This is a genomic window from Amycolatopsis kentuckyensis (assembly GCF_002155975.1).
Lineage (GTDB): Bacteria > Actinomycetota > Actinomycetes > Mycobacteriales > Pseudonocardiaceae > Amycolatopsis > Amycolatopsis kentuckyensis.
Genome location: NZ_MUMI01000333.1, coordinates 1 through 24,546 on the forward strand (window position 1 = coordinate 1; position 24,546 = coordinate 24,546).

Here is a 24,546-nt window from a genome sequence, read left to right on the forward strand (position 1 = left end):
GGCCGGCCGGCCCGGACCTTCACGTCCGCACCGACGCCTCTTCCCACAGCTCCACGCCGACGACGCCGTAGACCGTCTTCGCCAGGGCCGTGACCACCCGGCGCTCGGCCTCGTCGGTGAAGGTGCCGCGGACGGTCACCATCCCGCCGGTGACCGAGACCGCCCACCGGTCGCGGTGGCCGCTGTAGTCCGTGAGCAGGGCGGTGAGGTGCGAGGCGATCGAGTCGTCCTGGCGCACCAGGGGGCTGAGCATGTCGCGGCGGCTGACGATGCCGGCGAGGACGCCCTCGTCGTCGACCACCGGAATGCTGCGGCGCCGGTCGCCCAGCATGCGGCGGGCGATCTCGGTGATGTCCGTGTCCAGCCGCACCGTCTCCGCCGGGGTGGTCATCATCGTGGCCACCAGCACGTCGGGCGGCGCACCGGTGAGGCCGCCGCGGAGCGCGTCGGCTTCGGTGAACACGCCGAGCACCGCCTCGTCCTCGCCGACCACCGGCAGCGCCGCGACGCGGTGCTCGGTGAGCAGCACGATCGCTTCCCGGACCGGCGTCGCGGGCCCGACCCGGACCACCGGCCTCGTCATGATGTCGCGTGCCTTCACGACGGCTCCTTTCCTGGACGTTCAGTGCACGACCGCGACCGGGCAGTCCGCGTGCGCGAGCAGGGCGTTGCCGGTCGAGCCGAGGATCCCGCCGGCGACCGGGCCGCGGCCCCGCGTGCCGACGACGATCAGCCGGGCGTCCGGGGCGGCGTGCCGCAGGGCGCGCGCCGGGACCCGCTCCGGCACGGCCCGGGTGCGGACTTCGAGGCCGGGGTACTCGCGGCGCCAGCCGGAGACGCGGGTCTCCAGCCCGTCGTCGTCCCCGGCGTGCACGACCAGCACCGGCGCCCCCGTCGCCGCGGCCTCCTCGAAGGCGAACCGCAGCGCGTGCTCGCTCGACCCGGACCGGTCGATCCCGGCGACCACGGGGCCCGTCCGGGGCGGCTGGTGCCCGGGCACCACGACGACGGGACACGGCGCCTCGGCGGCCACGCGCAGCGCGACCGAACCGATCAGCGCGCCCCGCAGCCCACCGAGTCCGTGCGAACCCAGGACGACCAGAGCCGCGTCCGCTGCCTCCTCGAGCAGCAAGTCGACGGCGAGCCCGAGCCGGACCGCGGTCTCGACCCGCACGGCGGCCGCTTCCTCGCGGGCCACCTCGGCGGCACGGCGCAACCACCGGTGAACGTGCTCCAGCAGGAGTTCCTCCGGCGACGGCGTGTCTTCGAAGACGCAGGCGTGCAGCAGCCGCAGGGTGGTGTCGCGCCGCTCCGCTTCCCTGGCCGCCCAGCGCACGGCGGCCAACGACGGCGCCGAAAGGTCCACCCCGGCGAGCACCGGCGGGTTTGCGGTCATCTGTTCCTCCTGCGGGTCCGGGAGGTTCAGCATGGGCGGGGCGGGTACCGGCCGGTCAGGGCACGAAGTCCCTTTCGCGGGGGACCAATTCCGCCGGTCTTCGCCGACGCTCCGGGGCGACGGTCGTCCGCGCTGCGGTCGGACGTCGCCGGCGCAGGGGTCTTTGGTCCCTCGCTCCGGGGCGGTGCGGCCCTCGCCGCGGACGGCGGCGGGGCGGACCGTCGAGGGGATGAACGCCACCTTCCCGCTCGGGCGCCCGGCCGGTATCCGCGTCGGCGCGCACTGGTCCGTGCTCCTGATCATGGCCCCGCTCGCCGGGCTGCTGGCGCAGTCGCTGCTGCCGGCCGCGTTGCCGGGCCTGTCCCCGGCCGTCTACTGGGCGACCGGCACGACCGGCGCGGTGGTGCTCCTGGCGTCCCTGCTGGTGCACGAGCTCAGCCACGCCCTCGCGGCCCGGGACCACGGTCTCGTCGTCGACGGCATCACCTTGTGGCTCCTCGGCGGCAGCACCGAGCCGGCCGAGGAGCCCGCGACGCCGCGCACCGCGATGGCCGTCGCGATCGCGGGCCCGGTCGCGAGCCTCACGGCCGGTGCCGGGTTCCTGGTCGCCGGTCTGCTGTCGTCCGGGATCGTGGCACCCACGCTGACCTGGCTCGGCTGGACGAACCTCGCCCTGGCGTCATTCGCCCTGCTGCCCGGAGCCCCGCCGGCCGGCGGCCGCGTCCTGCAGGCAATCGTCTGGCAGCTCACCGGCGACCGCCGGCGAGCCCGAGCCGCCACGGCACGCTCCGGCGCAGTTCTCGGTGTGGTGCTGGCGTCCGCAGGCCTGCTGCAATCGCTCTGGTCCGGCACTTTCACCGGGTTGTGGCTGGCCGGCTTCGGCTGGTTCCTCGCCTTGTGCGCCCGGGCCGAGCAGACGACGGAGTGAGCCGGAACCACCTCACGCAGCGCCGAGCGCCGAAGCACCCAGCACGACAGCGTGACAACCGAGCTGGGCGGTCATCCCAGAGCCTGCCGGTCCGGCGAGGACAATCATTTCCACCGCGGCAGCGGCAAGTACTGCGGCAGCAGCAAAGCAGCGGCAGCACCAATCCCGCGACACCACAATCCCGCGCACCGGCCCCGGATCAACTACCGCCGACCCGACTGAACCGCCGCCAGAGCAGCTTGTCCGCCTCCACCACCGCGAACGCCACCGTCCCGGCGCCCACCACCCACAGCCACGACGAGAACCCCACCGGCGCGGTGTGGAACCACGAGTTCATGACCGGCACGTACGTCAGCAGCAGCTGCAACCCGGCCGTCAGCCCGAGCCCCAGCAAGAACATCCGGCTGTGGCCCGGCCAAGCACGCACCACCGGCCGATCGAGCGAGCGGCAGCCGAGCAGGTAAGCCGCCTGGACGCCGACGAACACGTTGATCGCCGTTGTCCGCGCTTCCGCGAGCGAAGCGCCCAGACCGAGCTGCAGGCGGTAGGCACCGAACGCCGCCACCACCAGCAAGAACGACACGAGCACCACCCGCCGCAGCAAGGAACCGGTGAACAACGGCCGTTCCGGCGGTCGCGGCGGACGTCGCATGATGCCGTGCTCGGTCGGCTCGAACGCCATCGTCAGGCCCAGGAACACCGCCGTCGTCATGTTGATCCAGAGGATCTGCACCGGCACGATCGGCAGCGTCGCGCCGAGCAGGATCGCCACCAGCACCACCATGCCCTCGCCGATGTTGGCCGGCAGCGTCCAGGCGATGAACTTGCGCAGGTTGTCGAACACGCCGCGGCCCACCCGCACGGCCGCCTCGATCGAAGCGAAGTCGTCGTCGGTCAGGACCATGTCCGCGGCCTGGCGGGCGGCGTCGGTGCCGCCCGCGCCCATCGCGACGCCGATGTCCGCGCGGCGCAGCGCCGGTGCGTCGTTCACCCCGTCGCCGGTCATCGCGACCACCTGCCCGCGCCGCTGCAACGCCTGCACGAGCTGGAGTTTCTGCCCCGGCGACACCCGCGCGAACACCTGGGTGGCCACCACGGCGTCGTCGAAGTCCGCATCGGGCAGCGCGGCCAGCTCGGCGCCGGTGAGGACCCGGCCGGAAGCCAGACCCACCTCGCCGGCGATCGCGCGGGCCGTCCCGGCGTGGTCGCCGGTGATCATCTTGACCTCGATGCCCGCGCTCCGGCAGGCCGCGACCGCGGTGACCGCCTCCGGCCGCGGCGGGTCGTGCATCGCCTGCAGGCCCAGCAGGACCGGCGTGGTCCCCGGCGTGACCCGCGCGAACGCCAGCACCCGCAGCCCTTGTGCGGTCAGCGCTTCGTGCACCCGGTCCAGCGCGTCCCGGTCGAGCGGACGCACGTCCCCGCCGGGCACCAGCTCGTCCTCGCAGCGGGCCGCGACCTCTTCGACGGCCCCCTTGAGGTAGGCGACACCGCCGTGGACCGTCGTCATCGTCCGGGTTTCGGATTCGAACGGCACGGTGTCCGTGCGCGGTGCGGCGGCCCGGATCGCGTCCGGGTCCAAGCCCGCCGCGAGCGCCGAACCCAGCAGCGCGATCTCCGTCGGATCACCTTCGCCGAGCTGCGCGTCGTTGCACAGGACGCCGGCGACCAGGCACTCCCGCAGCGTTTCCCCGGCTCGGGCCACCGGGACCGGCTCGCCCGCCGCCGCGAGGGTGGTCACCGTCATCCGGTTCCGGGTGAGCGTGCCGGTCTTGTCCGTGCAGATCACCGTGGTGCCGCCGAGGGTTTCCACGGCGGGCAGGTGCCGGACGATCGCGCCGCGCCGCGACATCCGTACGACGCCGATGGCCAGCACGATCGCGACCGCGGCCGGCAGCCCCTCGGGGATCGCGCCGACCGCGAGGGCGACCACCGCGGTGAACATCTCCGGCGCCGGCGACCCCCGCAGGACGCCGAGCACGAAGGCCGCGGCCGCGACGACCACGATCACCATGCTCAGCTGCCGCGAGAACCGGGCCAGCTTGCGGGTCAGCGGGGTGGCGACGACCTCGGCGGTGGCGACCAGGTGCTGGATGCCGCCCAGCTGCGTGGCCCCGCCGGTCGCGGTGACCAGGCCGCGGGCCTGCCCCCGCGTCACCAGGGTCCCCGAGTACGCGCAGCCGGCGCGGTCGGCGACCGGGGCCGACGCCGGAACCGGCTCGGCGGACTTCACCACGGGCACCGACTCGCCGGTCAGCGCGGACTCGTCGACCTCGGCCAGGTGCACCTCGACCAGCCGGACGTCGGCCGGTACGCGATCGCCCGCGGCGAGCTCCACGACGTCCCCCGGCACGAGCCGGGCTGCGGGCACGTGCTGCGGAATCCCGTCGCGGAGGGCCGTCGCCTCGACCGGGACCATCCGGGACAGTGCCTCCAGGGCCCGCTGGGCCCGGGATTCCTGTGCGAACCCGACGACGGCGTTCAGCAGCACGACCCCGGCGATCACGCCCGCGTCGACGTGCCCGCCGAAGATCCACGTCACCACGCCCGCCAGCAGCAGGACGTAGATGAGCGGGTCGTGGAACTGGGCGAGCAGCCGCCGGATCGGCCCCGGCCCGGTGGGTACGCGCACGACGTTGGCGCCGAAGCGGGCCAACCGCGCTTCGGCCTCTTCGCTGCTCAGCCCCCGGGCGGGATCGACACCGAGCCGACCGGCGGCCACGGCCACAGGCAGCGCGTGGAACTCCGCCGTGCCGGTCGCCGTCCCGGCATTCACAACGCCGCCCCGAGCGCCGCGCCCCACGCCTCGGCCCGTTCCGCTTCTCCGGGCTCGAGGCCGACGTCGATCGGCTCCGTCCCGACGAAGAAGCTCTCGGCCGGCACGACGAGCCGGCACCCGCGCCGGCGCAGCCGCTTGGCCATCCGGAGCGACGCGGCCCCGGTGAACACGCGCGGCTTCTCGATCCGGGTGTCGAAGGCCGCGACGGCGAGCCCTTCCGGCACCGCGTCGAGGGAGTCCAGCCACTCCCGCACCCCCGTCCGCGACCGCGTCGGGTAGTCCACCTGCTCCGCGGCGGACTTCCGCGTCGCCCCGCGGCTCATCCCGTGCACGTGGGTGGGGCCGCCGACGACCAGCAGGCCGGCACCAGCCAGGTCCCGGGGCGCTTCGTCGACGTTGCGCACCTCCACCGGGCCGGACCCGGCCAGCCCCTTGCCGATCGCCTCGGCCACTTCTTCGGTGGCGCCGAACATCGACTCGAAGACGACGAGGATCCGCATGTCCGCTTCCTTTCGGTGGCCGAGCCGGGACCGGCCGGGGGTGCCCAGCCAATCGCGAAGAGCCGGCCGCCACCGCGGGCGAACGCCACCGGCACCGGGGCCCTCGGTCACCCGCGCAGGGGACCATCGGCTCTGCGGCCTCGCGGGCCGGACCAGTTATCCACAAAGGACAGTCAGCGGGCGGACCGGACCGCCACGTCGTCGGCGAGGGGGACCTGCCAGGTGGCGGCCGTACCACCGTCCGGACGGGCGGCGAGCGTGAGCCCGGCCGGCTCCCCGCCACTCTCCGGCGGTGCCGGGACCCCGTCGTCTTCGACCTGGACGAAGAGGCAGCCCGGGCCGGGCTCGGGCCGCAGTTCGACCGTCACCGTCACGTGGCGGGCCCCGGACCGGCGCGCGACCCCCGACAGCGCCGCGTCCAGGACGGCCATCAGCCGGTCCCGGACCGGCCCGCGCAGCGCCGTGTCGAGCCGGCTGTCGAGGCGTGAAGTCATCGCGACGTCCAGGGTTTCGGCCGCCGCGTCGACGAGGTCCTGGATGCGGCGGTGCAGCGCCCGCTCGCGCGGGGGGTCGGCGTCGATCGCGAACACCGCCGAGTTCAGCTGCTGGATGACCTGGTCGACCGCCCGGGCGGCGTCCCGGACCCGGCGCACCGCGTCTTCGCGCGGGATGATCTTGAGCGTGGCGGTCAGCCCGGTGGCGATCGTGGAGAGCCGGCCGGCGACCGCGGTGTTGAGCTCGCGGGCGATGCGTTCCCGGTCGTCCAGCACCGACACGAGCACCGCGTCCCGGCGCCGCTCGGCCAGCTCGAGGACGATCGCGGCCTGCGCGGCGAACAGCTCCAGCGACCGGACGACGCCGGTCGGCGTGATCGAGTGGCCCGGGGTGTTGACCACGGCCAGCACCCCGCGCACGGCGTCCGGTGGCCCCAGCGGCACCGCCAGCGCGGCGCCGACGGCCACCTCCGGCCCGAGCCCGGCGGTGCGCGCCGCCGGCGCCGCGTCCTCGCTGATCACCGACCGGCCGGTCCGGAAGACCCGCACGCTGACCGGCGCCGGGCCCGGTCCGGCCGCGCCGGCCAGCGGGAGCCGCAGGGAGCGGTAGGCGTCGGCCTGCGGCCCCGCCGACGCGGCGACGACGAGGTGTTCGCGGCTGTCGTCGGGCACCAGCACCAGGGTCTGGTCGACCCCGGCGATGCCGCGCGCCCGGGTCGCGATCAGCTCGAGCACCTCCGCGGCCGGCGCGTCGGCCAGCACCGCGGCGGTGATGTCGGCGGCCGCGGCCAGCTGCTCGTTGGCCTGGTGCAGTTCCTGGCTGCGGGCGAAGACCTCGGCCTGCATCGCCTGCCGCTCCCCCACCCCGGCGTCGTCCGGCGGCAGCTGCCCCAGGAACCGCGTCACCTCCTCGACGCGGTGCAGGATCCACCGCACCGAACCGTCTTCGTCCGGTACGGGAGCGTTGACGGTGCTCCAGAAGCGCTGCTCGACCACCCCGGGCTGCCCGGCCACCGCCACGTCGTAGCGCTGCAGCGGCATGACGTGCCGCTGTCCCGTCGCCAGGACGCGCTCCAGCGAGCCACGCAGGGTCCGGGCCCCGCGAGGGTCGTCCGGGTTGTCGGGGAAAGCGGTGAACACGTCCTGCCCGACCAGCTCCTCGCGGCCGCGGCCGGAGACCTCCAGGTAGGCGTCGTTCACCGCGAGGAAGACCAGCGACGGCGACAGCACGGCCGTCGGCGACGGGCCCGCCAGGAAGACCGCGCCGAAGTCCACTCCCCGCTCCACCACGCTGCGTTCCTCCACCGGGCTTGACCGTCTGCATGTGTAGCACCACGCAGCGCGGTCCCGTACCACCGTCGGAGTGCGCCGGGATTCACCGAAGGGTGAACCCGAGGGCGCGTCCGCGCGCCCGCAGTTCCTCGCGGGCGTCCGGGTGCGCGACCCGGTCGACGATCTGCTGCGCCTGCTCGTCCGCGTCGTGGCCCCAGATCTCCGCCACGCCGTGCTCGCTGGCCAGGAAGCTGTGCTGGAACGAGGTGACCGGGCCGGTCAGCCGCGGCACCACCGTCGACACGTCCGCCTTGGGGTGCCAGGACGGCAGCGCGATGATCGCCCGGCCACCCGGCGAGTGCAGCGCGCCGACCACGAAGTCGGTCTGCCCGCCGAAGCCCGAGTAGATCGTCCCGCGCACACGGCTGGCGTTGGCCTGGGCGAACAGGTCGATCTCCAGGGCGCTGTTCACCGAAACCAGGGCACGCTGGCGGGCGATGACGGCCGGGTCGTTCGTCTTTTCCGTCCGCAGCAGCCGGACCCGCGGGTTGCGGTCGATCCACTTGTACAGGTCGGGGCTGCCGAACACGAACGACGCCGTCACCGGCTCGGCCGGGTCGAGCGCACCGGCGCGGTCGAGCGCGAGCACGCCGTCGCTGAACATCTCCGACCACACGGCCAGCCCGCGGCGGCCGGCCAGCGCGGCCAGCGTCGCGTCCGGGATCCCGCCGATGCCCAGCTGCAGCGTGGCCCCGTCGGCGACCAGGCCGGCCACCCGGTCACCGATGGCGCGCGCGGTGTCGCCCAGGACCCGCGGCGCCGGCGACCGGAGCGGTTCCTCGGCTTCCAGCGCGTAGTCGATCTCGCCGACCGGCAGCGCACCGTCGCCGTATACGACCGGCATGTGCGGGTTGAGCTGGGCGATCACCAGGCCGCCACGGGCCCGGACGGCTTCGATCGCGGCGGGCAGGATGTTGACCTCGGTGCCCAGCGACACCACCCCGTCCACCGGCACCGAGGTGTGCACCAGCACGACGTCCGGCGGCAGCGCCTGCTTGAGCAGCTGCGGGACGAGCGACAACCGGGACGGGAAGTACCGCAGCCCGGCCCGGCCCCGCATGCCGGGGCCGACGAACGGGGTCTCGAGCAGGACGCCCGCCCGGTCCGGCATGCCGTCCTGCGCGTTGAGCGCGAACAGGCGGTACTCGGCGAGCGCCGCGTCCAGCACCGCCAGAGCCCGCGCCGGCGTCGCGAAGTTCCCGCTGACCACGACCCGGGGCTGCGGCGTGGGCAGCGCGGCGAGCACCGCACCCAGCTGTGCCTCCGACAGAACGCGCATCGAGTTCCTCCGTGCCGGCACCGGTGTTCCTCCGTGGGGACGGAACGATCTTGCCACCACCGGGATCCGGTGGTGACCGAAGGATCACCGGACTCCCTTGTGTGATCCACCTCACAGATCTAGCCTGAGGTGGGCTCACACACCGAGCAGCAGCCCCGAGGAAGTACCGCGATGCCGTGGTCACCGAACCACCCGGACTCCGTCGACGCCCTCTTCGAACGCCGGACGGCGCCGGTGCTCGCCCTGGCCGACGACGCCAGGACGGTCGCCGAGGCGTGTCACGACATGGCCCGCCGCTTCCAGCGCGGCGGCAAGCTCGTGGTGTTCGGCAACGGCGGTCCCAGCACCGACGCCCAGCACGTGGCGGTGGAGTTCGTCCACCCGGTGATCGTCGGCAAGCGCGCGCTGCCGGCGATTTCGCTGACCGCCGACGTCGCGACCGTCACCGGCATCGCCAACCGCGTCGGCCTCGAAGACGTCTTCGCCCACCAGCTCCGGATTCTCGGCGAACCGGCCGACATCGCCTTGGGCATCTCCGCCGACGGCGAGTGCGCCAACGTCCGCCGCGCGCTCGAAACAGCCCGCGACCTGGGGATGCTCACCGTTGCGCTGACCGGTGGTAACGGTGGCGCGATCGCCGCGACTACTGGGCTGGGCCACGTCTTCATCGCCCGCTCGGCCGACCCGCGGATCGTCAAGGAGGTGCACGTGACCACCTACCACGTGCTGTGGGAGCTGGTGCACGTCTTCTTCGAACACCCGGGCGCGCTGACCCCGGAGGTGGCGTCGTGAGCGCCAGTGACGCCGACAGAGACGCCGGCCCCGTCTGCCATGACGGGGTGTGCATCACCTGCTCCGACACCGCGGTCGAAGTGACCGTGGTCGAACTCCTGGACCTCGGGTTCGCCGTCGTGGATACCGGCTCGGGCCGGGAAGAGGTGAGCGTGGCGCTGGTCTCGGCCGGCGTCGGCGACCGAATCCTGGTGCACGCCGGGGAAGCCATCGCCCGCTTGGAGAATCCCCCACCGAGGAGTTGACGCGCGATGACGCGGGAGCAGTCCCCCGCGGGCGCGGACGGTCTCGAAGCGCTGTACCCGTTCCTCTACGCGGGTTCCAGCGACGTCGACGCCGTTCTCGACCAGGTCCGGAAGTCCACTGTAGACAAAGTGCACGAGATCGTCGCCCTGCGGGCCGAAGTGCTCGCGGCCGACGGGGAGCGCCTGTCCGCCTGCGCGCAGGACGTCGCGCGCGCGTTCGCCGGCGGCGGCCGGCTGCTCGCCTTCGGCAACGGGGGCAGCTCGACCGACGCGCAGGACCTGGCCAGCCTGTTCCTGAGCCCGGCCGGCGACGCCCGGCCGTTGCCCGCATTCGGGTTGACCAACGACATCGCCGTGGTGACCGCCCTCTCCAACGACATCGGGTTCGACGTCGTGTTCGCCCGGCAGATCGGCGCGTTCGGGCGGCCGGGCGACATCGCGGTGGGCCTGTCCACCAGCGGGAACTCCGCGAACCTGGTGCGCGCCTTCGACGAAGCCGCCCGGCGCGGCCTGGTGACCGTCGGCATCGCCGGCTACGACGGCGGGAAGATGGCCGAGCTGGACAGCATCGACCACCTCTTCGTCGTCCCGTCCCCGTCCGTGCACCGCATCCAGGAAGCCCAGACGACCCTCTACCACGCGCTGTGGGAGCTGACCCTCGGCGCACTCGACGAACTCGGGGTTGAGCAGCCGTGACACAGACCGAGACCGAAGAACAGCCCATCCACATCCTCTGGATCAACGCCGGTCTGTCCTGCGACGGCGACTCCGTCGCGCTGACGGCCGCCACCCAGCCGAGCATCGAGGAAATCGTCATGGGCGCGCTGCCGGGCCTGCCCAAGATCGCGGTCCACTGGCCGCTGATCGACTTCGAGTGCGGCCCCGACAAGGGGGCCGACACGTTCATCGAGTGGTTCCACAAGGCCGACCGCGGCGAGCTGGAACCGTTCGTGCTGGTCGTCGAGGGCTCGATCCCGAACGAGGCGATCAAGGAAGAGGGTTACTGGTGCGGGTTCGGGAACAACCCCGAGACCGGCCAGCCGATGACGACCAGCGAGTGGCTGGACCGCCTGACCCCGAAGGCCCTCGCCGTGCTGGCCGTCGGCACCTGCGCCACCTACGGCGGCATCCACGCGATGGAGGGCAACCCGACCGGCGCCATGGGCGTGCCCGACTACCTGGGCTGGGACTGGAAGTCCGGTGCCGGCATCCCGATCGTCTGCGTGCCCGGCTGCCCGACCCACCCGGACAACCTGTCCGAGACCATCACCTACCTGCTCTACCAGGCCGCCGGGCAGGCGCCGATGATCCCGCTCGACGACCACCTGCGGCCGCAGTGGCTCTTCGGCGCGACCGTGCACGAGGGCTGCGACCGCGGCGGCTACTACGAGCAGGGCCAGTTCGCCGACGCCTACGACTCCCCCAAGTGCCTGGTCAAGCTGGGCTGCTGGGGCCCGGTCGTCAAGTGCAACGTGCCCAAGCGCGGCTGGATCAACGGCGTCGGCGGCTGCCCGAACGTCGGCGGCATCTGCATCGGCTGCACCATGCCGGGCTTCCCGGACAAGTTCATGCCGTTCATGGACGAGCCGCCGGGCGCGCAGGTGTCGTCGTTCGCCAGCGGCGCCTACGGGTCGGTGATCCGCCGGCTGCGGAAGATCACCGAACGCAAGCTCGACAAGGAGCCGAAGTGGCGGCACACGGGCAAGAAGCTCAAGACCGGCTACCAGTCCTCCTGGCGCTGAGAGGGATCGGGACATGACGGAGACGCAGACCGACAAGGGCATCAGCACCAAGGGCAGGACCGATCTCGTCGAAATGGCCTGGGACCCGATCACCCGGATCGTCGGCAGCCTCGGGATCTACACGAAGATCGACTGGGCGGCCAAGAGGGTCGTCGAGTGCCACAGCACGTCGTCGGTGTTCCGCGGCTACAGCATCTTCATGAAGGGCAAGGACCCGCGCGACGCGCACTTCATCACCAGCCGGATCTGCGGGATCTGCGGCGACAACCACGCGACGTGCTCGGTGTACGCCCAGAACATGGCCTACGGCGTCCGGCCGCCGCACCTCGGCGAGTGGATCCTCAACCTCGGCGAGGCCGCCGAGTACATGTTCGACCACAACATCTTCCAGGAGAACCTGGTCGGGGTCGACTACTGCGAGAAGATGGTCGCCGAGACCAACCCCGGCGTCCTGGAGCTGGCCAACCGCACCGAAGCCCCGCACGCGGGCGACCACGGGTACAAGACCATCGGCGACATCATGCGCTCGCTCAACCCCCTGGAGGGCGAGTTCTACCGCGAGGCCCTGCAGGTCAGCCGCAGCACGCGCGAGATGTTCTGCCTGATGGAGGGCCGGCACGTCCATCCGTCCACGTTGTACCCGGGCGGGGTCGGCACGGTCGCCACCGTGCAGCTGTTCACCGACTACCTGACCCGGCTGATGCGCTACGTCGAGTTCATGAAGCGCTGCCTGCCGATGCACGACGACCTGTTCGACTTCTTCTACGAAGCCCTCCCCGGCTACGAAGAGGTCGGGCGGCGCCGCGTCCTGCTCGGCTGCTGGGGCAGCCTGAACAACCCGGAGTACTGCGACTTCAGCTACGAGAACATGGAGTCCTGGGGCCGGAAGATGTTCGTGACACCGGGCGTGGTCGTCGACGGCAAGCTCGTCACCACCAGCCTGCTCGACATCAACCTCGGCATCCGGATCCTGCTCGGCAGCTCGTTCTACGAGGACTGGGCGGACCAGCCGATGTTCGTCACCCAGGACCCGCTGGGCAACCCGGTCGACCAGCGCCACCCGTGGAACCAGCACACCATCCCGCGCCCGGCCAAGCGCGACTTCGACGGCAAGTACTCGTGGACGATGTCGCCGCGCTGGTTCGACGGCACGGACCACCTGGCCCTCGACACCGGGGGCGGCCCGATCGCGCGCCTGTGGGTCACGGCGCTCGCCGGGCTCGTCGACACGCCGTACGTCAAGTCGACCGGGCACAGCGTCACGATCACGCTGCCGCGCACGGCGACCAAACCCGAGGTCGCCTTCGAGTGGAAGATCCCGCAGTGGAGCAACGCGCTCGAGCGCAACCGCGCCCGGACGTACTTCCAGGCGTACTCGGCCGCGATGGCACTGCACTTCGGCGAGCAGGCCCTCGGTGAGGTCCGCAAGGGCAACACCAAGACGTGGGAGCCGTTCAAGGTCCCGGACGAAGGCGTCAGCTGCGGCTTCACCGAAGCCGTCCGCGGCGTCCTGTCGCACCACATGGTGATCAAGGGCGGCAAGATCGCGAACTACCACCCGTACCCGCCGACGCCGTGGAACGGCAGCGTGCGCGACAGCTTCGGCACGCCGGGGCCGTACGAGGACGCCGTGCAGAACACGCCGATCTTCGAGGAGAACACCCAGGAGAACTTCAAGGGCATCGACATCATGCGCGCGGTCCGCAGCTTCGACCCGTGCCTGCCCTGCGGCGTCCACATGTACACCGGCAAGGGCAAGGTGGTCGAGCGGCTGCACACCCCGCACGCGTTCGGCGGGGAGCTCGGCTGATGTCCGACGTCGAGCGGGTCGGCGAGCGCATCGAGCAGCTGCTGGGCGAGTTCGACGGTGCCGACGCCGAGCTCGCCGAGGACCTCGTCCACACGCTGATCGAGTTCTACGGCGCCGGCCTGGCCCGGATCGTGGAGATCGCCGGCCGGCCCATGCTCGACCACCTCGCCGAAGACGAGCTCGTCCGCGGCCTGCTCGTGCTGCACGACCTGCACCCGAGGTCCACGCACGAGCGCGTCACCGAGGCACTGGACAAGGTCCGGCCGTACCTCGGTTCGCACGCCGGCGACGTCGAGTTCGTCGGGATCGACGACGGCGTCCTGCGGCTGCGGCTGCAGGGCACCTGCGACGGCTGCCCGTCCTCGACGGTCACCGCGAAGTACGCGATCGAGCGGATGGTCCGGGAGGTCGCGCCGGAGATCTCCGACGTCGTCGTCGAAGGGGTCGTGCCGGAAGAGACCGGGCCCGGCGGCCGGCCGCTGCTGCCGCTGGTGCCGTGCCCGGTGGAGGTCCCGTGACGGGCGGCCTGCGCAGGTTCCGCGCTCCGGTCCGGCGCACCGCGCCGGGCGAGAAGTGCGAGATGTGCGCGGAACCGATCGGTGCCGGGCACGGGCACGTCATCGACCTCGAGTCCCGGACGATCCTGTGCACCTGCCGGGGCTGCTACCTGCTGTTCACCCACCGCGGGGCGGGCGGGAAGCGGCACCGGGCGGTGCCGCAGCGGTTCAAGCACGCCCCGCGGTTCGGGCCGGGTCCCGCGCTGTGGGAGACGGCCGGGATCCCGGTGAAGACGGCGTTCCTGTTCCGCAACTCGGTGCAGGAACGCCCCGTCGCGTTCTACCCGAGCCCGGCGGGGGCGACCGAGTCGCTGCTGCCGCTCGGCACGTGGGACGAGCTGCTGGCCGGCACGCCGGCGTTCGCGGACATCGCCGACGACGTCGAAGCCCTGCTGCTGAACCAGCTCGACCTGGGCTTCGAGTGCTTCCTGGTGCCGATCGACGTCTGCTACGAGCTGGTCGGGCTGGTCCGGACGACGTGGCGCGGCTTCGACGGCGGCACCGAGGCGCACGAGGCCATCGACGGGTTCTTCGCGCGCCTGCGGGAGCGCAGCGAGGTCGTGACCGATGGCTGAGCTGACCTTCGACTGCATCGACGTCCGGCCGCTGAAGTACGCCGCGTCGCCGACGCTGGCGTTCAAGCTGCGGATCTCCGAGCTGACCGGGCAGCCCGTGCACGCGATGGTGCTGCGCGTCCAGATCCGCATCGAACCGCAGCGCCGCCGGTACGCCGACGACGAGTCGGAACTGCTCACCCACCTCTTCGGCGACCGGTCGCGGTGGGGCGAGACGCTGAAGCCGTTCCAGTTCACCACGGTTTCGGTGACCGTGCCGGGGTTCACCGGCGCCACCGAAGTGGACGCCGAGGTGCTGTGCACCTACGACCTCGAAGTCGCGGCCGGCAAGTACTTCCACGCGCTGTCCGACGGTGTCGTGCCGATGGTGCTGCTGTTCAGCGGGACGGTGTTCGGCAAGGGCGGGCCGGGGTTCTGGGTCGAGCAGGTGCCGTGGCACACGCAGGCCGAATGCCGGATGCCGGTGGCCGTCTGGGACGAGCTGATGTCCCGCTACTTCCCGAACGCCGGGTGGATCAAGCTGCCGCACGAAACGCTCGACGCGCTGCTCAAGTACAAGGCGGAACACGCGATCCCGACCTGGGAAGCGGCGATCGAGCGGTTGCTGGCCGGTGGGCCGTGAACGTCATGGACCAGGCCCGCGCGGTCGGCGACGCCGTGCTGTACGAGGGCTACCTCCTCTACCCGTACCGGGCGTCGGCGCCGAAGAACCGGGTGCGCTGGCAGTGGGGTGTGCTGGTGCCGCCGTCGTACGCGTCGGCCGAGATCGGCGAGCACTCCTCCGCCCGCGTCGAGTGTCTCGCCGAACCGGCGGACGACGCGATCCTGCACGTCAAGGTGCGGTTCCTGCAGGCCAGGACCCGGCTCGGCACGACGTGGGACGAAGCCGACGAGCACGAGCTCGACTTCGCGCTGCCGCTTTCCGACCTCCCGGTCGAGAGACCGTTCCGGGTGCAGCGGGCCCAGGCGCTGACCGGGGTCCTCACGGCCCGGGTCGACCCGCTCGACGGGCCGTTCGGCGGCGCCCGGCTGCGCGTCGAAGTGCACAACACGACGTCGTGGCCCTCGGACGGGATCCGCGAGCACGCGCTGCGGCACTCGCTGCTCGCCGCCCACCTGGTGCTCAGCGTCGACACCGGGCACTTCCTGTCGATGCTCGACCCGCCGGAGTGGGCGAAACCGGCGGTCGAAGCCTGCCGGCAGGAGCGGCTGTGGCCGGTGCTGATCGGCGACACCTCGCGCAGCCCGGTGGTGCTCGCGTCGCCGATCATCCTCTACGACGACCCGGCGATCGCGCCGGAAAGCCCGGGCGAGCTCTTCGACGGCACGGAGATCGACGAGATCCTCACCCTGCGCACGATGACCCTGACCGACGAGGAGAAGCGCGAGGCCCGGGCCACCGACCCGCGCGCGGCGGCCCTCGTCGACCGCGTCGACTCGATGCCGCCGGAACTGCTGAGGCGGCTGCACGGTGCGGTCCGGTCCGTGCGGCCGGGCAAGCCTTCGGTGACCGTCGCCGGGGTGCGCGTCGCCGAAGGGTCGCGGGTCCGGCTGCGGCCCACCCTGCGCGGGACCGACGCCCAGGACATGTTCCTGGTCGGCAAGACCGCCACCGTGCGGGTCGTGCTGTCCGATGTGGACGGCGTCGCCTACCTCGCGGTCACCCTCGACGACGACCCCGGTGCCGACCTGCAGCACACGCACGGCCGGTACCGCTACTTCTCCCCCGACGAGATCGAGCCCCTGGAGGTCGCGGAATGAGGCCACGAGTCCTGGTCGCCGGCATCGGCAACATCTTCCTGAGCGACGACGGCTTCGGCGTCGAGGTCATCAAGGAGCTCGAGGGGATCGACCTGCCGGAGTGGGTGCAGATCGCCGACTACGGCATCGCCGGCATGCACCTCGCCTACGACCTGATGGGCGGCTACGACACGACGATCCTGCTCGACGCGACGCCGCACGGCCGCCCGCCCGGCACGCTCTCGCTCATCGAGGCCGACACCGAAGACCTGGCGGCGTCGGCGTCGAGCAGGNNCCGAAGACCTGGCGGCGTCGGCGTCGATCGACGCGCACGGCATGCAGCCGGACGCGGTGTTCCGGCTGCTCAAGCTGCTCGGTGGCGACGCCGGGCGCGTCCTGCTCGTCGGCTGCGAACCGGCCTGCCTCGACGAAGGAATCGGGCTGTCACCCGAGGTGGCGGCGGCCGTGCCCGCCGCGGTCCGCGCCGTCACCGAACTGGCCTGGGGCACGAGCCCCCGGCTGCAAACCACGGAGGTCTGAGCCATGTGCCTCGGCATCCCGGGCGAGATCATCGAAATCAGCGAGGACCGCCCGGACCTCGCGAAGGTGTCCGTCAGCGGCGTCAAACGCACCATCAACATCGGCCTGCTCGACGACGACCCGCCGAAGCCCGGCGAGTGGATCCTCATCCACGTCGGGTTCGCGCTGTCCAAAATAGACGAAGCGGAGGCGGCGGCCGCGCTGGAGTTCCTCGAGAGCATCGGCAAGGCGTACGAGGACGAGATGGCCGCCCTTCTGGAATCCCGGATCGAGTAGGAGTCTTCATGCGTTTCGTCGACGAGTTCCGCGACGCGGAGAAGGCGCGGGCGCTGTCCGCGAAGATCACGTCGCTGTGCGAGCCGGGCCGCCACTACAAGTTCATGGAGGTCTGCGGCGGGCACACGCACACCATCTACAAGCACGGCCTCGAGGACTACCTGCCCGAGAACATCACGCTGGTGCACGGGCCGGGCTGCCCGGTGTGCGTGATCCCGATGGGCCGCATCGACGACGCCATCCACATCGCCCGGCAGCCCGGGGTGCTCATGACGTCCTTCGGCGACATGATGCGCGTGCCCGGCTCCGGCGGGAACTTCTTCGACTCCAACGCCGAGGGCACCAACATCCGCATGGTGTATTCGCCGCTGGACTCGCTGAAGATCGCGCGGCAGAACCCGGATCTGCGGGTGGTGTTCATGGCCATCGGGTTCGAGACGACCACGCCGTCCACCGCGATGACGCTGCTGCGCGCGGCCACCGAGGGCATCGACAACTTCTCGGTGTTCGGCAACCACGTCACCATCATCCCGGCGATCAAGGCCATCCTCGACTCCCCCGACCTGCGGCTCGACGGCTTCATCGGGCCGGGGCACGTCTCCACGGTGATCGGCTGCCGTCCGTACGAGTTCATCGCCCGCGACTACGGCAAGCCCGTCGTCGTCGCCGGGTTCGAGCCCCTCGACATCCTGCAGTCGATCTACCTGTTGATGGTCCAGCTGTCCGAGAAGCGGGCAGAAGTCGAGAACCAGTACTCGCGGGTCGTGCCGTGGAACGGCAACCTCGTGGCGCTGAAGGTGATCAACGAGGTGATGGAGCTGCGGCCGTACTTCGAGTGGCGCGGCCTCGGGTTCATCACGCACTCGGCGATGGCGATCCGCGAGAAGTACGCGAAGTTCGACGCCGAGCGGATCTTCGAGATCCCCGGCCTGCGCGTCGCCGACCCGAAGGCGTGCCAGTGCGGCGAGGTGCTCAAGGGCGTGCTGAAACCGTGGGAGTGCAAGGTGTTCGGCACCGCGTGCACCCCGGAGACACCGATCGGGACGTGCATGGTCTCGCCCGAAGGCGCCTGCGCGGCGTACTACAACTTCGGCCGGTTCAGCCGGCAGCGCGTCCGGGAGGCGAGCCGAGCATGACCACCACCGGGCGCGAGCAGCAGGTCCTCGACCGCATCGAACGAGCGCGGCGGCGACGCGCGAAGGTGCGGGAAGAGCGCATCACGCTGTCCCACGGCGCGGGTGGCAAGTCGACGCACACGCTCATCGAGGCCGTGTTCCTCGACGCGTTCCGCAACCCGCTGCTCGAGCCCCTGGAAGACGCGGCGTCGCTGACCATCGGCGACGCCCGCCTGGCCCTGACGACGGACTCGTACGTCGTCTCGCCGCTGTTCTTCCCCGGCGGGAACATCGGCGACCTGGCGGTCAACGGCACGGTCAACGACCTCGCCGTGTCCGGGGCGCGGCCGCTGTACCTGACCGCCGGGTTCATCCTCGAAGAGGGCTTTCCCGTCGAGGACCTGCTGAAGATCGTCGACTCGATGAAGGCGGCCGCTCTCGCCGCCGGGGTGCAGATCGTCACCGGTGACACCAAGGTCGTCCAGCGCGGCAAGGCCGATGGCGTCTACCTCAACACCGCCGGGGTCGGGGTGCTCACGCGGACCGGGCTCGGCGTGGCCACCGTGAAGCCCGGAGACGCCGTCCTCGTCTCCGGGCCGATCGGCGACCACGGCATCACGATCATGCTGGCCCGCGGCGAACTCGACATCGACGCCGACCTCGAGTCCGACACCGCGCCGGTGCACGACCTGGTGGCCGGGCTGCTGGCCGCGGTGCCCGGCGTGCGCGCGATGCGCGACGCGACCCGCGGTGGTGTCGCGACGATCCTCAACGAGATCGCGAAGGCCGCGGAGGTCGCCGTGGTCGTCGACGAGAAGGCCGTCCCGGTCCGGGAGGAGGTCCGCGGCGCCTCGGAGCTGCTGGGCATCGACCCGCTGTACGTCGCCTGCGAAGGCCGGATCGTGGTCGTCGTCGACGGCACCCAGGCTTCGGACGCGCTGGCGGCGTTGCGCGCGCACCCGCTCGGCGCGGACGCCGCGGTGATCGGGCGGATCGCCGACGACCCGCCCGGGCTCGTGCTGCTGAACACCGCGTTCGGCGGCACCCGGATCGTGGACCTGCTGGTCGGGGACCCGTTGCCGAGGATCTGCTAGTGCACGAAATGGCGATCACGCAGTCGGTCGTCGACGCGATCGTCACCCGCCTCGGCGACGCGGCGGTGAAGACCGTGCGGCTGGAGATCGGGCGCCTGTCCGGGGTGGTGCCGGACAGCGTCCGCTTCTGCTTCGACGTGCTGTGCACGGGGACCTCCCTCGAAGGCGCCCGGCTGGACATCGCCGAGCCGGCGGGCCGGGCCCGCTGCCGCGACTGCGGCGAGGAGTTCGCCCTCGACGACTTCATCCTGCTGTGCCCCTGCGGCAGCGCCGACGTGGCGGTGCTCGCGGGGCGGGAACTGCGCATCACTTCGGTGGAGGTCGGCCATGTGTGACACCTGCGGCTGCTCCGATTCGGACGTCCGGATCACCGACCACGCCCACACGGTGGTCATGGAGCAGGACATCCTGGCGAAGAACGACGAGCTCGCGTCGCACAACCGCGCGCACCTGCGCGAGGGGGGTGTCTTCGCGATCAACCTGATGAGCTCGCCCGGCGCCGGCAAGACGACGCTGCTGGAGCGGACCATCCGGGACCTGGAGGGGCCCTGCGCGGTGATCGAGGGCGACCAGGAGACGCTGCTGGACGCCGAGCGGATCAAGGCCACCGGCGCGCCGGTGGTGCAGATCAACACCGGCGCCGGCTGCCACCTCGACGCGGCGATGCTGCACCGGGCGCTGCATTCGCTCTCGCCCGCGCACGGCTCGACGCTGTTCATCGAGAACGTCGGCAACCTGGTCTGCCCGGCGTTGTTCGACCTCGGCGAGGCGGCGCGGGTCGTGGTCCTGTCGGTGACCGAGGGACCCGGGAAGCCGCTGAAGTACCCGCACATGTTCGCCGCGACGGACCTCGTGCTGCTGAACAAGGTCGACCTGCTGCCCTACGTCGACTTCGACGTCGCCGAGTTCGAGCGGGACGTCCGCCGGGTCAACCCGTCGGCCGCGCTGCTGCAGGTCAGCGCGACCCGCGGCGACGGCCTCACCGAGTGGTACGGCTGGCTACGGCGACCTGACCGAAGCTGATCCCGCCGTCGTTGGCGGGCACGTTCCGGTGGGTGAGCACTGCGAAACCGGCCTCTTCGAGGGCTTCGACGGTCCGGTCGAGCAGCAGGACGTTCTGGAAGACCCCGCCCGACAGCGCGACCGTGGTGCTGTGGTCCCGGAAGCGGTCGCAGGTCGCCGCGATCGCGTCGGCGACCCCGTTGTGGAACCGGGCGGCTCTCTTCGCCGGGGTGCCGGGGTCGTCCACGAGCGCGGCGATGAGGTCCTCGCCGTGGACGACGTCGTCGATGCGCGCCCGGTAGGCGGTCTTCTCGGCCGGGTCCGCCAGCTGTTCCAGCTCGATGGCGGCCTGGCCTTCGTAGCTGATGGTGTCCCGGACGCCGAGCAGCGCGGCGGCGGCGTCGAAGAGCCGTCCGGCGCTGGACGTCAGGGGTGAGTTGAGGCCGCTGCGCTTGAGCTTCACGATGTCTTCCTGCGCCGGCCGCCCGAGTTCGTCCAGGTAGGACGCGGCCATCCGCCACGGCTGCCGGATGGCCATCACACCGCCGGGCATGGCGACCGGCCGGAGGTGGCTCAGCCGCCGGTAGCTCGTGAGGTCGGCGAGGAGGAACTCGCCGCCCCAGATGGTGCCGTCGGGGCCGAAGCCGGTGCCGTCGAAGGCCACGCCGAGGACCGGGCCGTCCTGTCCGTTGTCGGCCAGGCACGCGGCGATGTGGGCGTGGTGGTGCTGGACGCCCAGCAGCTCGACGTCCTGGTCGAGGGCGTATTTCGTGGACAGGTACTCGGGGTGCAGGTCGTGCGCGACGAGCACCGGGGCGACGGCGAAGAGGTGCTTGAAGTGCTCGATGCCTTCGGTGAAAGCCCGGAAGGTCTCGTAGTTCTCGAGGTCGCCGATGTGGTGCGAGACGAAGGCGTGGCGGCCCTTGGCGAGGCAGAACGTGTTCTTGAGTTCGGCGCCGCAGCCGAGCAGGTGCTTCTTCGTTTCGAGGCGGACCGGCTCGGGCGCGTAGCCGCGTGATCGCCGTTGGAGCTGCTCCCGCCCTCGGACGATCCGCACCACGGAGTCGTCGGTCCTGGTGTGGACCGGCCGGTCGTGGCCGAGGACGGCGTCGGCGATGCCTTCGAGGCGGCCGAGGTCTTCGTCGCGGTACACGATGGGCTCGTCGGACACGTTGGCGCTGGTCAGCACGATCGGGCCGGCCTGCGCCAGCAGCAGGTGGTGCACCGGGGTGTAGGGCAGCATCAGCCCGATCCGCCGGTTCCCGGGCGCGACGGCGGCCGCGAGGTCGGCCTTCTTCGGCAGCAGCACGATGGGCCGTCGCCGGCTCGTGAGCGCTTCTTCGGCCGCCGGGTCCACTTCGGCCAGTTTCCGGGCCTGCGCCAGGTCGGCCACCATGACGGCGAACGGCTTGTCCTCGCGGTGCTTGCGCTCCCGGAGCCGTCGCGCGGCTTCCTCGTGCCTCGCCCCGGCAGCGAGGTGGTAGCCACCCAGCCCTTTCACGGCCACGATCGCGCCCGCGCGCAGGGCATCGACGGCCGCCGGGATCGGATCCCCGCCACCGGGTTCGAACCGCAGGGTGGGCCCGCAGGCCGGACAGCAGACGGGCTGGGCGTGGAACCGCCGGTCGGCCGGGTCCTCGTACTCCTGCTTGCACTCGGCGCACATCGCGAAGGCGGCCATGGTGGTGAGCGGCCGGTCGTAGGGCACGCCCCGGACGATGGTGAACCGCGGGCCGCAGTTCGTGCAGTTCACGAAGGGGTACCGGAACCGCCGGTCCGCGGGATCGGAGAGCTCGCGAAGGCAGTCGTCGCAGGTGGCGGAATCGGCGGAGACCAACGTGTCGGCGCCGCCACCCCGCGGACTCCCGACGATCCGGAACCCGGCCCCACCGGCGGCGGGAATCTCCCGCACCCGCACGTCGTCGACCACGGCCAGGGGCGGCGCTTCGGCATCGAGCGCGCCGACGAAGCTGTCCACCCCCGAGGGCGGCCCTTCGACCTCGGCGAAGACACCGTGCACGTCGTTCCCGACGAACCCGCTGAGCCCGAGCCGCGCCGCCAGCTGGTGGACGAAGGGCCGGAACCCCACGCCCTGAACCACTCCGACGACCCGGACCGCGACCCGCACCCGCCCAGTCTGCGCCCGCGCCGCCCCGGGCCGCTACCGCAGGGGCAGTGCCCGCTGCTCGATCTCCGCGAACAGCTCGCCGACGCGTTCGTGCAGCTCGGGACCGCCGTCGCCGCCGGTCCAGTACCGGCGGACCGCGCCGGCCAGCCGGTAGCACACGTCGACGGGCACGAGGAAGCAGTCCGTGCCCCACCCACGCCCGCGGAACACGATCGCCTCGACGTCCGGCTCGGCCGTCGCCAGCAGCGGGTGCGCCGCGGCGAGCTCCGCCCAGAGGCCCGGCGGAAGGGGCGCCTCGGCCGCGCCGGCCGGTCCGGGCCGGAACGCCGTCACCCGGGTGCCGCAGTGGACGAAGAACGCGAAGCGCACCGGGATCCCGAGCGCGCCCCAGTCGAGGCGGGCGATCGGGCGCCCGGGGTCCCACAGGTAGCGGTCCGGAACCGCGCGGTACGGCGTGTCTCCGGTCGGGCGCCCGGTGCTGAGCAGGAAGCACGCGCGGCACGCGCACAGCAGGGTGCGGCGGCCGGTGTCGACCACGTGGCAGTGCCGCGCCGCCACCGGCGTCGCGCAGAGGTCGCACCGCTCCGGCCGCGCGGAACGCCGGTCCCGGGCGAACGCAGGATGCGTGGACCCGGTGTCGACACTCATGACGCTCTCCCTTCCGATGCGGCGCCGGGCGGTCCCATGCCGATCCGGTACAGCACCGGGGCGGCGACGATCTCGACGCCGGTGAGCTCCGGAGCGGCGTCCCGGACCGCGGTTTCGACCGTCGCCCGTGCCGCGGACGAGCAGCCCCGGCTCGCGCCGAGGCTCAGCCGGACCACGCCGTCGTCGGTGCCCAGGTACCCGACCGTGCCCACCTGCGGGCGGATCCGGTCCAGGGCCCGGCGGACCCGCGCCTGCGTGTCGAGCGGGTGCAGGTCGTGAAGCGCCAACAGGCCCGCGACGACGTCGTCGGCGGCGATCGCCCCGACCGACTCCGGGTCGTGCTCGCGCAGCGTGCCGACGATCCGGGCCAGGCCTTCGCCGTACAGGTCCGTCAGCTGCCGGACGATCTCTTCGGCAGGCCGCCGGTTCGGGCCGGTGAGCAGGGCGCCCAGAAGTGTCCCGAGCCGTTCGGCGGGACTGCCGGGCGCGCTCACCGGTCCGCCGCCGTCCGGATCTCCCGCAGGATCCGGATCGCGGACCCGGACACGCTGCTCGTCGCCGTCGGGCCGCCGGCGCCGGCCGGGTCCTCCATGAACGGCATGAACTTGTCCGGGAAGCCCGGCATCGTGCAGCCGATGCAGATGCCCCCGACGTTCGGGCAGCCGCCGACACCGTTGATCCAGCCCCGCTTGGGCACGTTGCACTTGACCACCTGGCCCCAGCACCCCAGCTTGACCAGGCACTGGGGCGAACCGTGCTGGTCGGCGAACTCGTCCTGCTCGTAGTACCCGGCCCGGTCGCACCCTTCGTGGACGGTGTTGGAGAACAGCCACTTCGGGCGCAACGCCTCGTCGACGTCGATCTCCGGGGCCCGCCCGGCCACCTGGAACAGCAGGTGCAGGATGGTTTCCGAGAGGTTGTCCGGCTGGACCGGGCAACCCGGCACGCACACGATGGGCAGCCCGGCCCACGACCGCCAGTCGCGGCCGAGGTACTCGGGCACGCCCATGGCGCCGGTGGGGTTACCGGCCATGGCGTGCACGCCGCCGTAGCTCGCGCAGGTGCCGACGGCCAGGATCGCCATCGCCTTGGGGGCCAGCCGGTCGAGCCACTCGCTCGCCGTCACGGGCTGCCCGGTCGCGGGGTCCGTGCCGAACCCGCTCCAGTAGCCCTCGGCCTTGTTCGTCTCGTCGGCGATCGAACCCTCGACGATCAGGATGAACGGCTCGAGCTCGCCGCGGTCCGCGCGGTGCCACCATTCGATGAAGCTGTCGGCTCCCCCGTCGGGCCCGCTGTGGAAATCGAGGAACGGCCAGTGCATGGCGACCTCGGGCAGCCCGGGGAGACCGCCGAGAACGATCTCTTCGATACTGGGCTGGGTGGCCGCGGTCAGCGCGACCGATTCGCCGTCGCAGCTCAGCCCACCATTCATCCATAAAATATGGACAGTCGGTGGATTGTTCTCGGAGTCGTCCGCCGGGCCATTGCCGGCCTGCGGGGCCCTGACCATCGATGGCACCTTCCCTGCGGCCGCGGGCCGCACGCGAAGTCGGCAGTTCCTCCTCCGAGACGGG

The 24,546-nt window shown here is 72.0% G+C and carries 25 protein-coding genes and 1 pseudogene; 16 read left to right on the forward strand and 10 right to left on the reverse strand.

Annotated features, from left to right (window positions below):
• Window positions 1–19: 19 nt before the first annotated feature.
• Together CCN39_RS29780 and CCN39_RS29785 are read right to left on the reverse strand one after the other, a co-directional pair.
• Window positions 20–601, reverse strand: coding sequence for a CBS domain-containing protein (locus CCN39_RS29780; RefSeq protein ID WP_086847564.1), 582 nt, complete (start codon window positions 599–601; stop codon window positions 20–22).
• Window positions 602–622: 21 nt separating this feature from the next.
• On the reverse strand, window positions 623–1,396 hold the full coding sequence (locus CCN39_RS29785; protein ID WP_086847641.1) for a universal stress protein: 774 nt from the start codon (window positions 1,394–1,396) through the stop codon (window positions 623–625).
• 229 nt (window positions 1,397–1,625) lie between these two features.
• Between CCN39_RS29785 and CCN39_RS29790 the strand changes: the two genes are divergently transcribed.
• Window positions 1,626–2,324, forward strand: coding sequence for a site-2 protease family protein (locus tag CCN39_RS29790; protein WP_086847566.1), 699 nt, complete (start codon window positions 1,626–1,628; stop codon window positions 2,322–2,324).
• 199 nt (window positions 2,325–2,523) lie between these two features.
• Here CCN39_RS29790 and CCN39_RS29795 read toward each other — a convergent pair whose 3' ends face one another.
• The 4 genes from CCN39_RS29795 to CCN39_RS29810 all read right to left on the reverse strand — a co-directional run bounded on the left by CCN39_RS29795 (window position 2,524) and on the right by CCN39_RS29810 (window position 8,708).
• Window positions 2,524–5,100, reverse strand: coding sequence for a cation-translocating P-type ATPase (locus CCN39_RS29795; RefSeq protein ID WP_244211058.1), 2,577 nt, complete (start codon window positions 5,098–5,100; stop codon window positions 2,524–2,526).
• The gene (locus CCN39_RS29800; protein WP_086847568.1) at window positions 5,097–5,603 is read right to left on the reverse strand and encodes a flavodoxin family protein; all 507 of its coding nucleotides are present in this window, start codon (window positions 5,601–5,603) and stop codon (window positions 5,097–5,099) included. The genes CCN39_RS29795 and CCN39_RS29800 overlap by 4 nt, the downstream gene beginning before the upstream one ends.
• A gap of 173 nt (window positions 5,604–5,776) precedes the next feature.
• Window positions 5,777–7,402, reverse strand: coding sequence for a PAS domain-containing protein (locus tag CCN39_RS29805; protein WP_158104561.1), 1,626 nt, complete (start codon window positions 7,400–7,402; stop codon window positions 5,777–5,779).
• 70 nt (window positions 7,403–7,472) lie between these two features.
• A complete protein-coding gene (locus tag CCN39_RS29810) occupies window positions 7,473–8,708 on the reverse strand; it encodes an acetyl-CoA hydrolase/transferase family protein (RefSeq protein ID WP_086847572.1) in 1,236 nt (411 codons plus the stop codon).
• Between the two features lie 171 nt (window positions 8,709–8,879).
• On the opposite strand from CCN39_RS29810, the gene CCN39_RS29815 reads away from it, so the two are divergent.
• From CCN39_RS29815 to hypB, 15 genes and pseudogenes are all read left to right on the forward strand, one after another.
• Window positions 8,880–9,500, forward strand: a complete 621-nt coding sequence (locus CCN39_RS29815; protein WP_086847573.1) for a D-sedoheptulose-7-phosphate isomerase — start codon at window positions 8,880–8,882, stop codon at window positions 9,498–9,500.
• Window positions 9,497–9,745, forward strand: a complete 249-nt coding sequence (locus CCN39_RS29820; protein ID WP_244211059.1) for a HypC/HybG/HupF family hydrogenase formation chaperone — start codon at window positions 9,497–9,499, stop codon at window positions 9,743–9,745. Before CCN39_RS29815 ends, CCN39_RS29820 begins: the two co-directional genes overlap by 4 nt.
• A gap of 6 nt (window positions 9,746–9,751) precedes the next feature.
• Window positions 9,752–10,441 (forward strand): D-sedoheptulose-7-phosphate isomerase, encoded by a 690-nt coding sequence (locus CCN39_RS29825; protein WP_086847575.1) that lies wholly within the window; start codon window positions 9,752–9,754, stop codon window positions 10,439–10,441.
• The gene (locus CCN39_RS29830; protein WP_086847577.1) at window positions 10,438–11,487 is read left to right on the forward strand and encodes an NADH-quinone oxidoreductase subunit B family protein; all 1,050 of its coding nucleotides are present in this window, start codon (window positions 10,438–10,440) and stop codon (window positions 11,485–11,487) included. Before CCN39_RS29825 ends, CCN39_RS29830 begins: the two co-directional genes overlap by 4 nt.
• A gap of 13 nt (window positions 11,488–11,500) precedes the next feature.
• The gene (locus tag CCN39_RS29835) at window positions 11,501–13,297 is read left to right on the forward strand and encodes a nickel-dependent hydrogenase large subunit (RefSeq protein ID WP_086847579.1); all 1,797 of its coding nucleotides are present in this window, start codon (window positions 11,501–11,503) and stop codon (window positions 13,295–13,297) included.
• A complete protein-coding gene (locus CCN39_RS29840; protein WP_086847580.1) occupies window positions 13,297–13,815 on the forward strand; it encodes a NifU family protein in 519 nt (172 codons plus the stop codon). The genes CCN39_RS29835 and CCN39_RS29840 overlap by 1 nt, the downstream gene beginning before the upstream one ends.
• A complete protein-coding gene (locus tag CCN39_RS29845; protein ID WP_167455217.1) occupies window positions 13,812–14,429 on the forward strand; it encodes a DUF5947 family protein in 618 nt (205 codons plus the stop codon). Before CCN39_RS29840 ends, CCN39_RS29845 begins: the two co-directional genes overlap by 4 nt.
• The gene (locus CCN39_RS29850; RefSeq protein ID WP_086847582.1) at window positions 14,422–15,051 is read left to right on the forward strand and encodes a DUF6084 family protein; all 630 of its coding nucleotides are present in this window, start codon (window positions 14,422–14,424) and stop codon (window positions 15,049–15,051) included. The genes CCN39_RS29845 and CCN39_RS29850 overlap by 8 nt, the downstream gene beginning before the upstream one ends.
• Entirely contained in the window at window positions 15,048–16,190 is a 1,143-nt protein-coding gene (locus CCN39_RS29855) for a hypothetical protein (RefSeq protein ID WP_086847584.1), read from the forward strand. The genes CCN39_RS29850 and CCN39_RS29855 overlap by 4 nt, the downstream gene beginning before the upstream one ends.
• Window positions 16,187–16,709: pseudogene (locus tag CCN39_RS29860) on the forward strand (hydrogenase maturation protease). Before CCN39_RS29855 ends, CCN39_RS29860 begins: the two are co-directional and overlap by 4 nt.
• Before the next feature lie 3 nt (window positions 16,710–16,712).
• Window positions 16,713–16,985 (forward strand): HypC/HybG/HupF family hydrogenase formation chaperone, encoded by a 273-nt coding sequence (locus CCN39_RS29865; protein WP_086847586.1) that lies wholly within the window; start codon window positions 16,713–16,715, stop codon window positions 16,983–16,985.
• Window positions 16,986–16,993: 8 nt separating this feature from the next.
• Window positions 16,994–18,121, forward strand: a complete 1,128-nt coding sequence (hypD, locus tag CCN39_RS29870; RefSeq protein ID WP_086847588.1) for a hydrogenase formation protein HypD — start codon at window positions 16,994–16,996, stop codon at window positions 18,119–18,121.
• Window positions 18,118–19,194, forward strand: a complete 1,077-nt coding sequence (gene hypE / locus CCN39_RS29875; RefSeq protein WP_086847590.1) for a hydrogenase expression/formation protein HypE — start codon at window positions 18,118–18,120, stop codon at window positions 19,192–19,194. Before hypD ends, hypE begins: the two co-directional genes overlap by 4 nt.
• Window positions 19,194–19,529: a hydrogenase maturation nickel metallochaperone HypA/HybF gene (locus tag CCN39_RS29880; RefSeq protein WP_086847592.1), complete on the forward strand. Its 336-nt coding sequence runs from the start codon at window positions 19,194–19,196 to the stop codon at window positions 19,527–19,529. The genes hypE and CCN39_RS29880 overlap by 1 nt, the downstream gene beginning before the upstream one ends.
• Window positions 19,522–20,217 (forward strand): hydrogenase nickel incorporation protein HypB, encoded by a 696-nt coding sequence (hypB, locus tag CCN39_RS29885; protein WP_086847594.1) that lies wholly within the window; start codon window positions 19,522–19,524, stop codon window positions 20,215–20,217. Before CCN39_RS29880 ends, hypB begins: the two co-directional genes overlap by 8 nt.
• Here hypB and hypF read toward each other — a convergent pair.
• From hypF to CCN39_RS29905, 4 genes are read right to left on the reverse strand one after another with little or no spacing between them, the layout of a single operon-like run.
• Window positions 20,174–22,324 (reverse strand): carbamoyltransferase HypF, encoded by a 2,151-nt coding sequence (gene hypF / locus CCN39_RS29890; RefSeq protein WP_086847595.1) that lies wholly within the window; start codon window positions 22,322–22,324, stop codon window positions 20,174–20,176. The two genes, hypB and hypF, sit on opposite strands and share 44 nt — an antisense overlap.
• 33 nt (window positions 22,325–22,357) lie before the next feature.
• Complete coding sequence (locus CCN39_RS29895) at window positions 22,358–22,972, reverse strand: DUF5947 family protein (protein ID WP_086847597.1); 615 nt, start codon at window positions 22,970–22,972, stop codon at window positions 22,358–22,360.
• Entirely contained in the window at window positions 22,969–23,466 is a 498-nt protein-coding gene (locus CCN39_RS29900) for a NifU family protein (RefSeq protein ID WP_086847599.1), read from the reverse strand. The genes CCN39_RS29895 and CCN39_RS29900 overlap by 4 nt, the downstream gene beginning before the upstream one ends.
• Window positions 23,463–24,482, reverse strand: coding sequence for an NADH-quinone oxidoreductase subunit B family protein (locus tag CCN39_RS29905; protein ID WP_086847602.1), 1,020 nt, complete (start codon window positions 24,480–24,482; stop codon window positions 23,463–23,465). Before CCN39_RS29905 ends, CCN39_RS29900 begins: the two co-directional genes overlap by 4 nt.
• Between the last annotated feature and the right edge of the window lie 64 nt (window positions 24,483–24,546).

Coding starts and splice junctions, on each gene's coding strand:
- CCN39_RS29815 (WP_086847573.1), top strand. CDS start 8,880: ATGCCGTGGTCACCGAACCACCCGGACTCCGTCGACGCCCTCTTCGAA.
- CCN39_RS29850 (WP_086847582.1), top strand. CDS start 14,422: ATGGCTGAGCTGACCTTCGACTGCATCGACGTCCGGCCGCTGAAGTAC.
- CCN39_RS29790 (WP_086847566.1), top strand. CDS start 1,626: ATGAACGCCACCTTCCCGCTCGGGCGCCCGGCCGGTATCCGCGTCGGC.
- CCN39_RS29840 (WP_086847580.1), top strand. CDS start 13,297: ATGTCCGACGTCGAGCGGGTCGGCGAGCGCATCGAGCAGCTGCTGGGC.
- hypD (WP_086847588.1), top strand. CDS start 16,994: ATGCGTTTCGTCGACGAGTTCCGCGACGCGGAGAAGGCGCGGGCGCTG.
- CCN39_RS29865 (WP_086847586.1), top strand. CDS start 16,713: ATGTGCCTCGGCATCCCGGGCGAGATCATCGAAATCAGCGAGGACCGC.
- CCN39_RS29905 (WP_086847602.1), bottom strand. CDS start 24,482: ATGGTCAGGGCCCCGCAGGCCGGCAATGGCCCGGCGGACGACTCCGAG.
- CCN39_RS29835 (WP_086847579.1), top strand. CDS start 11,501: ATGACGGAGACGCAGACCGACAAGGGCATCAGCACCAAGGGCAGGACC.
- hypB (WP_086847594.1), top strand. CDS start 19,522: ATGTGTGACACCTGCGGCTGCTCCGATTCGGACGTCCGGATCACCGAC.
- CCN39_RS29810 (WP_086847572.1), bottom strand. CDS start 8,708: ATGCGCGTTCTGTCGGAGGCACAGCTGGGTGCGGTGCTCGCCGCGCTG.
- CCN39_RS29825 (WP_086847575.1), top strand. CDS start 9,752: ATGACGCGGGAGCAGTCCCCCGCGGGCGCGGACGGTCTCGAAGCGCTG.
- CCN39_RS29800 (WP_086847568.1), bottom strand. CDS start 5,603: ATGCGGATCCTCGTCGTCTTCGAGTCGATGTTCGGCGCCACCGAAGAA.
- hypE (WP_086847590.1), top strand. CDS start 18,118: ATGACCACCACCGGGCGCGAGCAGCAGGTCCTCGACCGCATCGAACGA.
- CCN39_RS29785 (WP_086847641.1), bottom strand. CDS start 1,396: ATGACCGCAAACCCGCCGGTGCTCGCCGGGGTGGACCTTTCGGCGCCG.
- CCN39_RS29895 (WP_086847597.1), bottom strand. CDS start 22,972: ATGAGTGTCGACACCGGGTCCACGCATCCTGCGTTCGCCCGGGACCGG.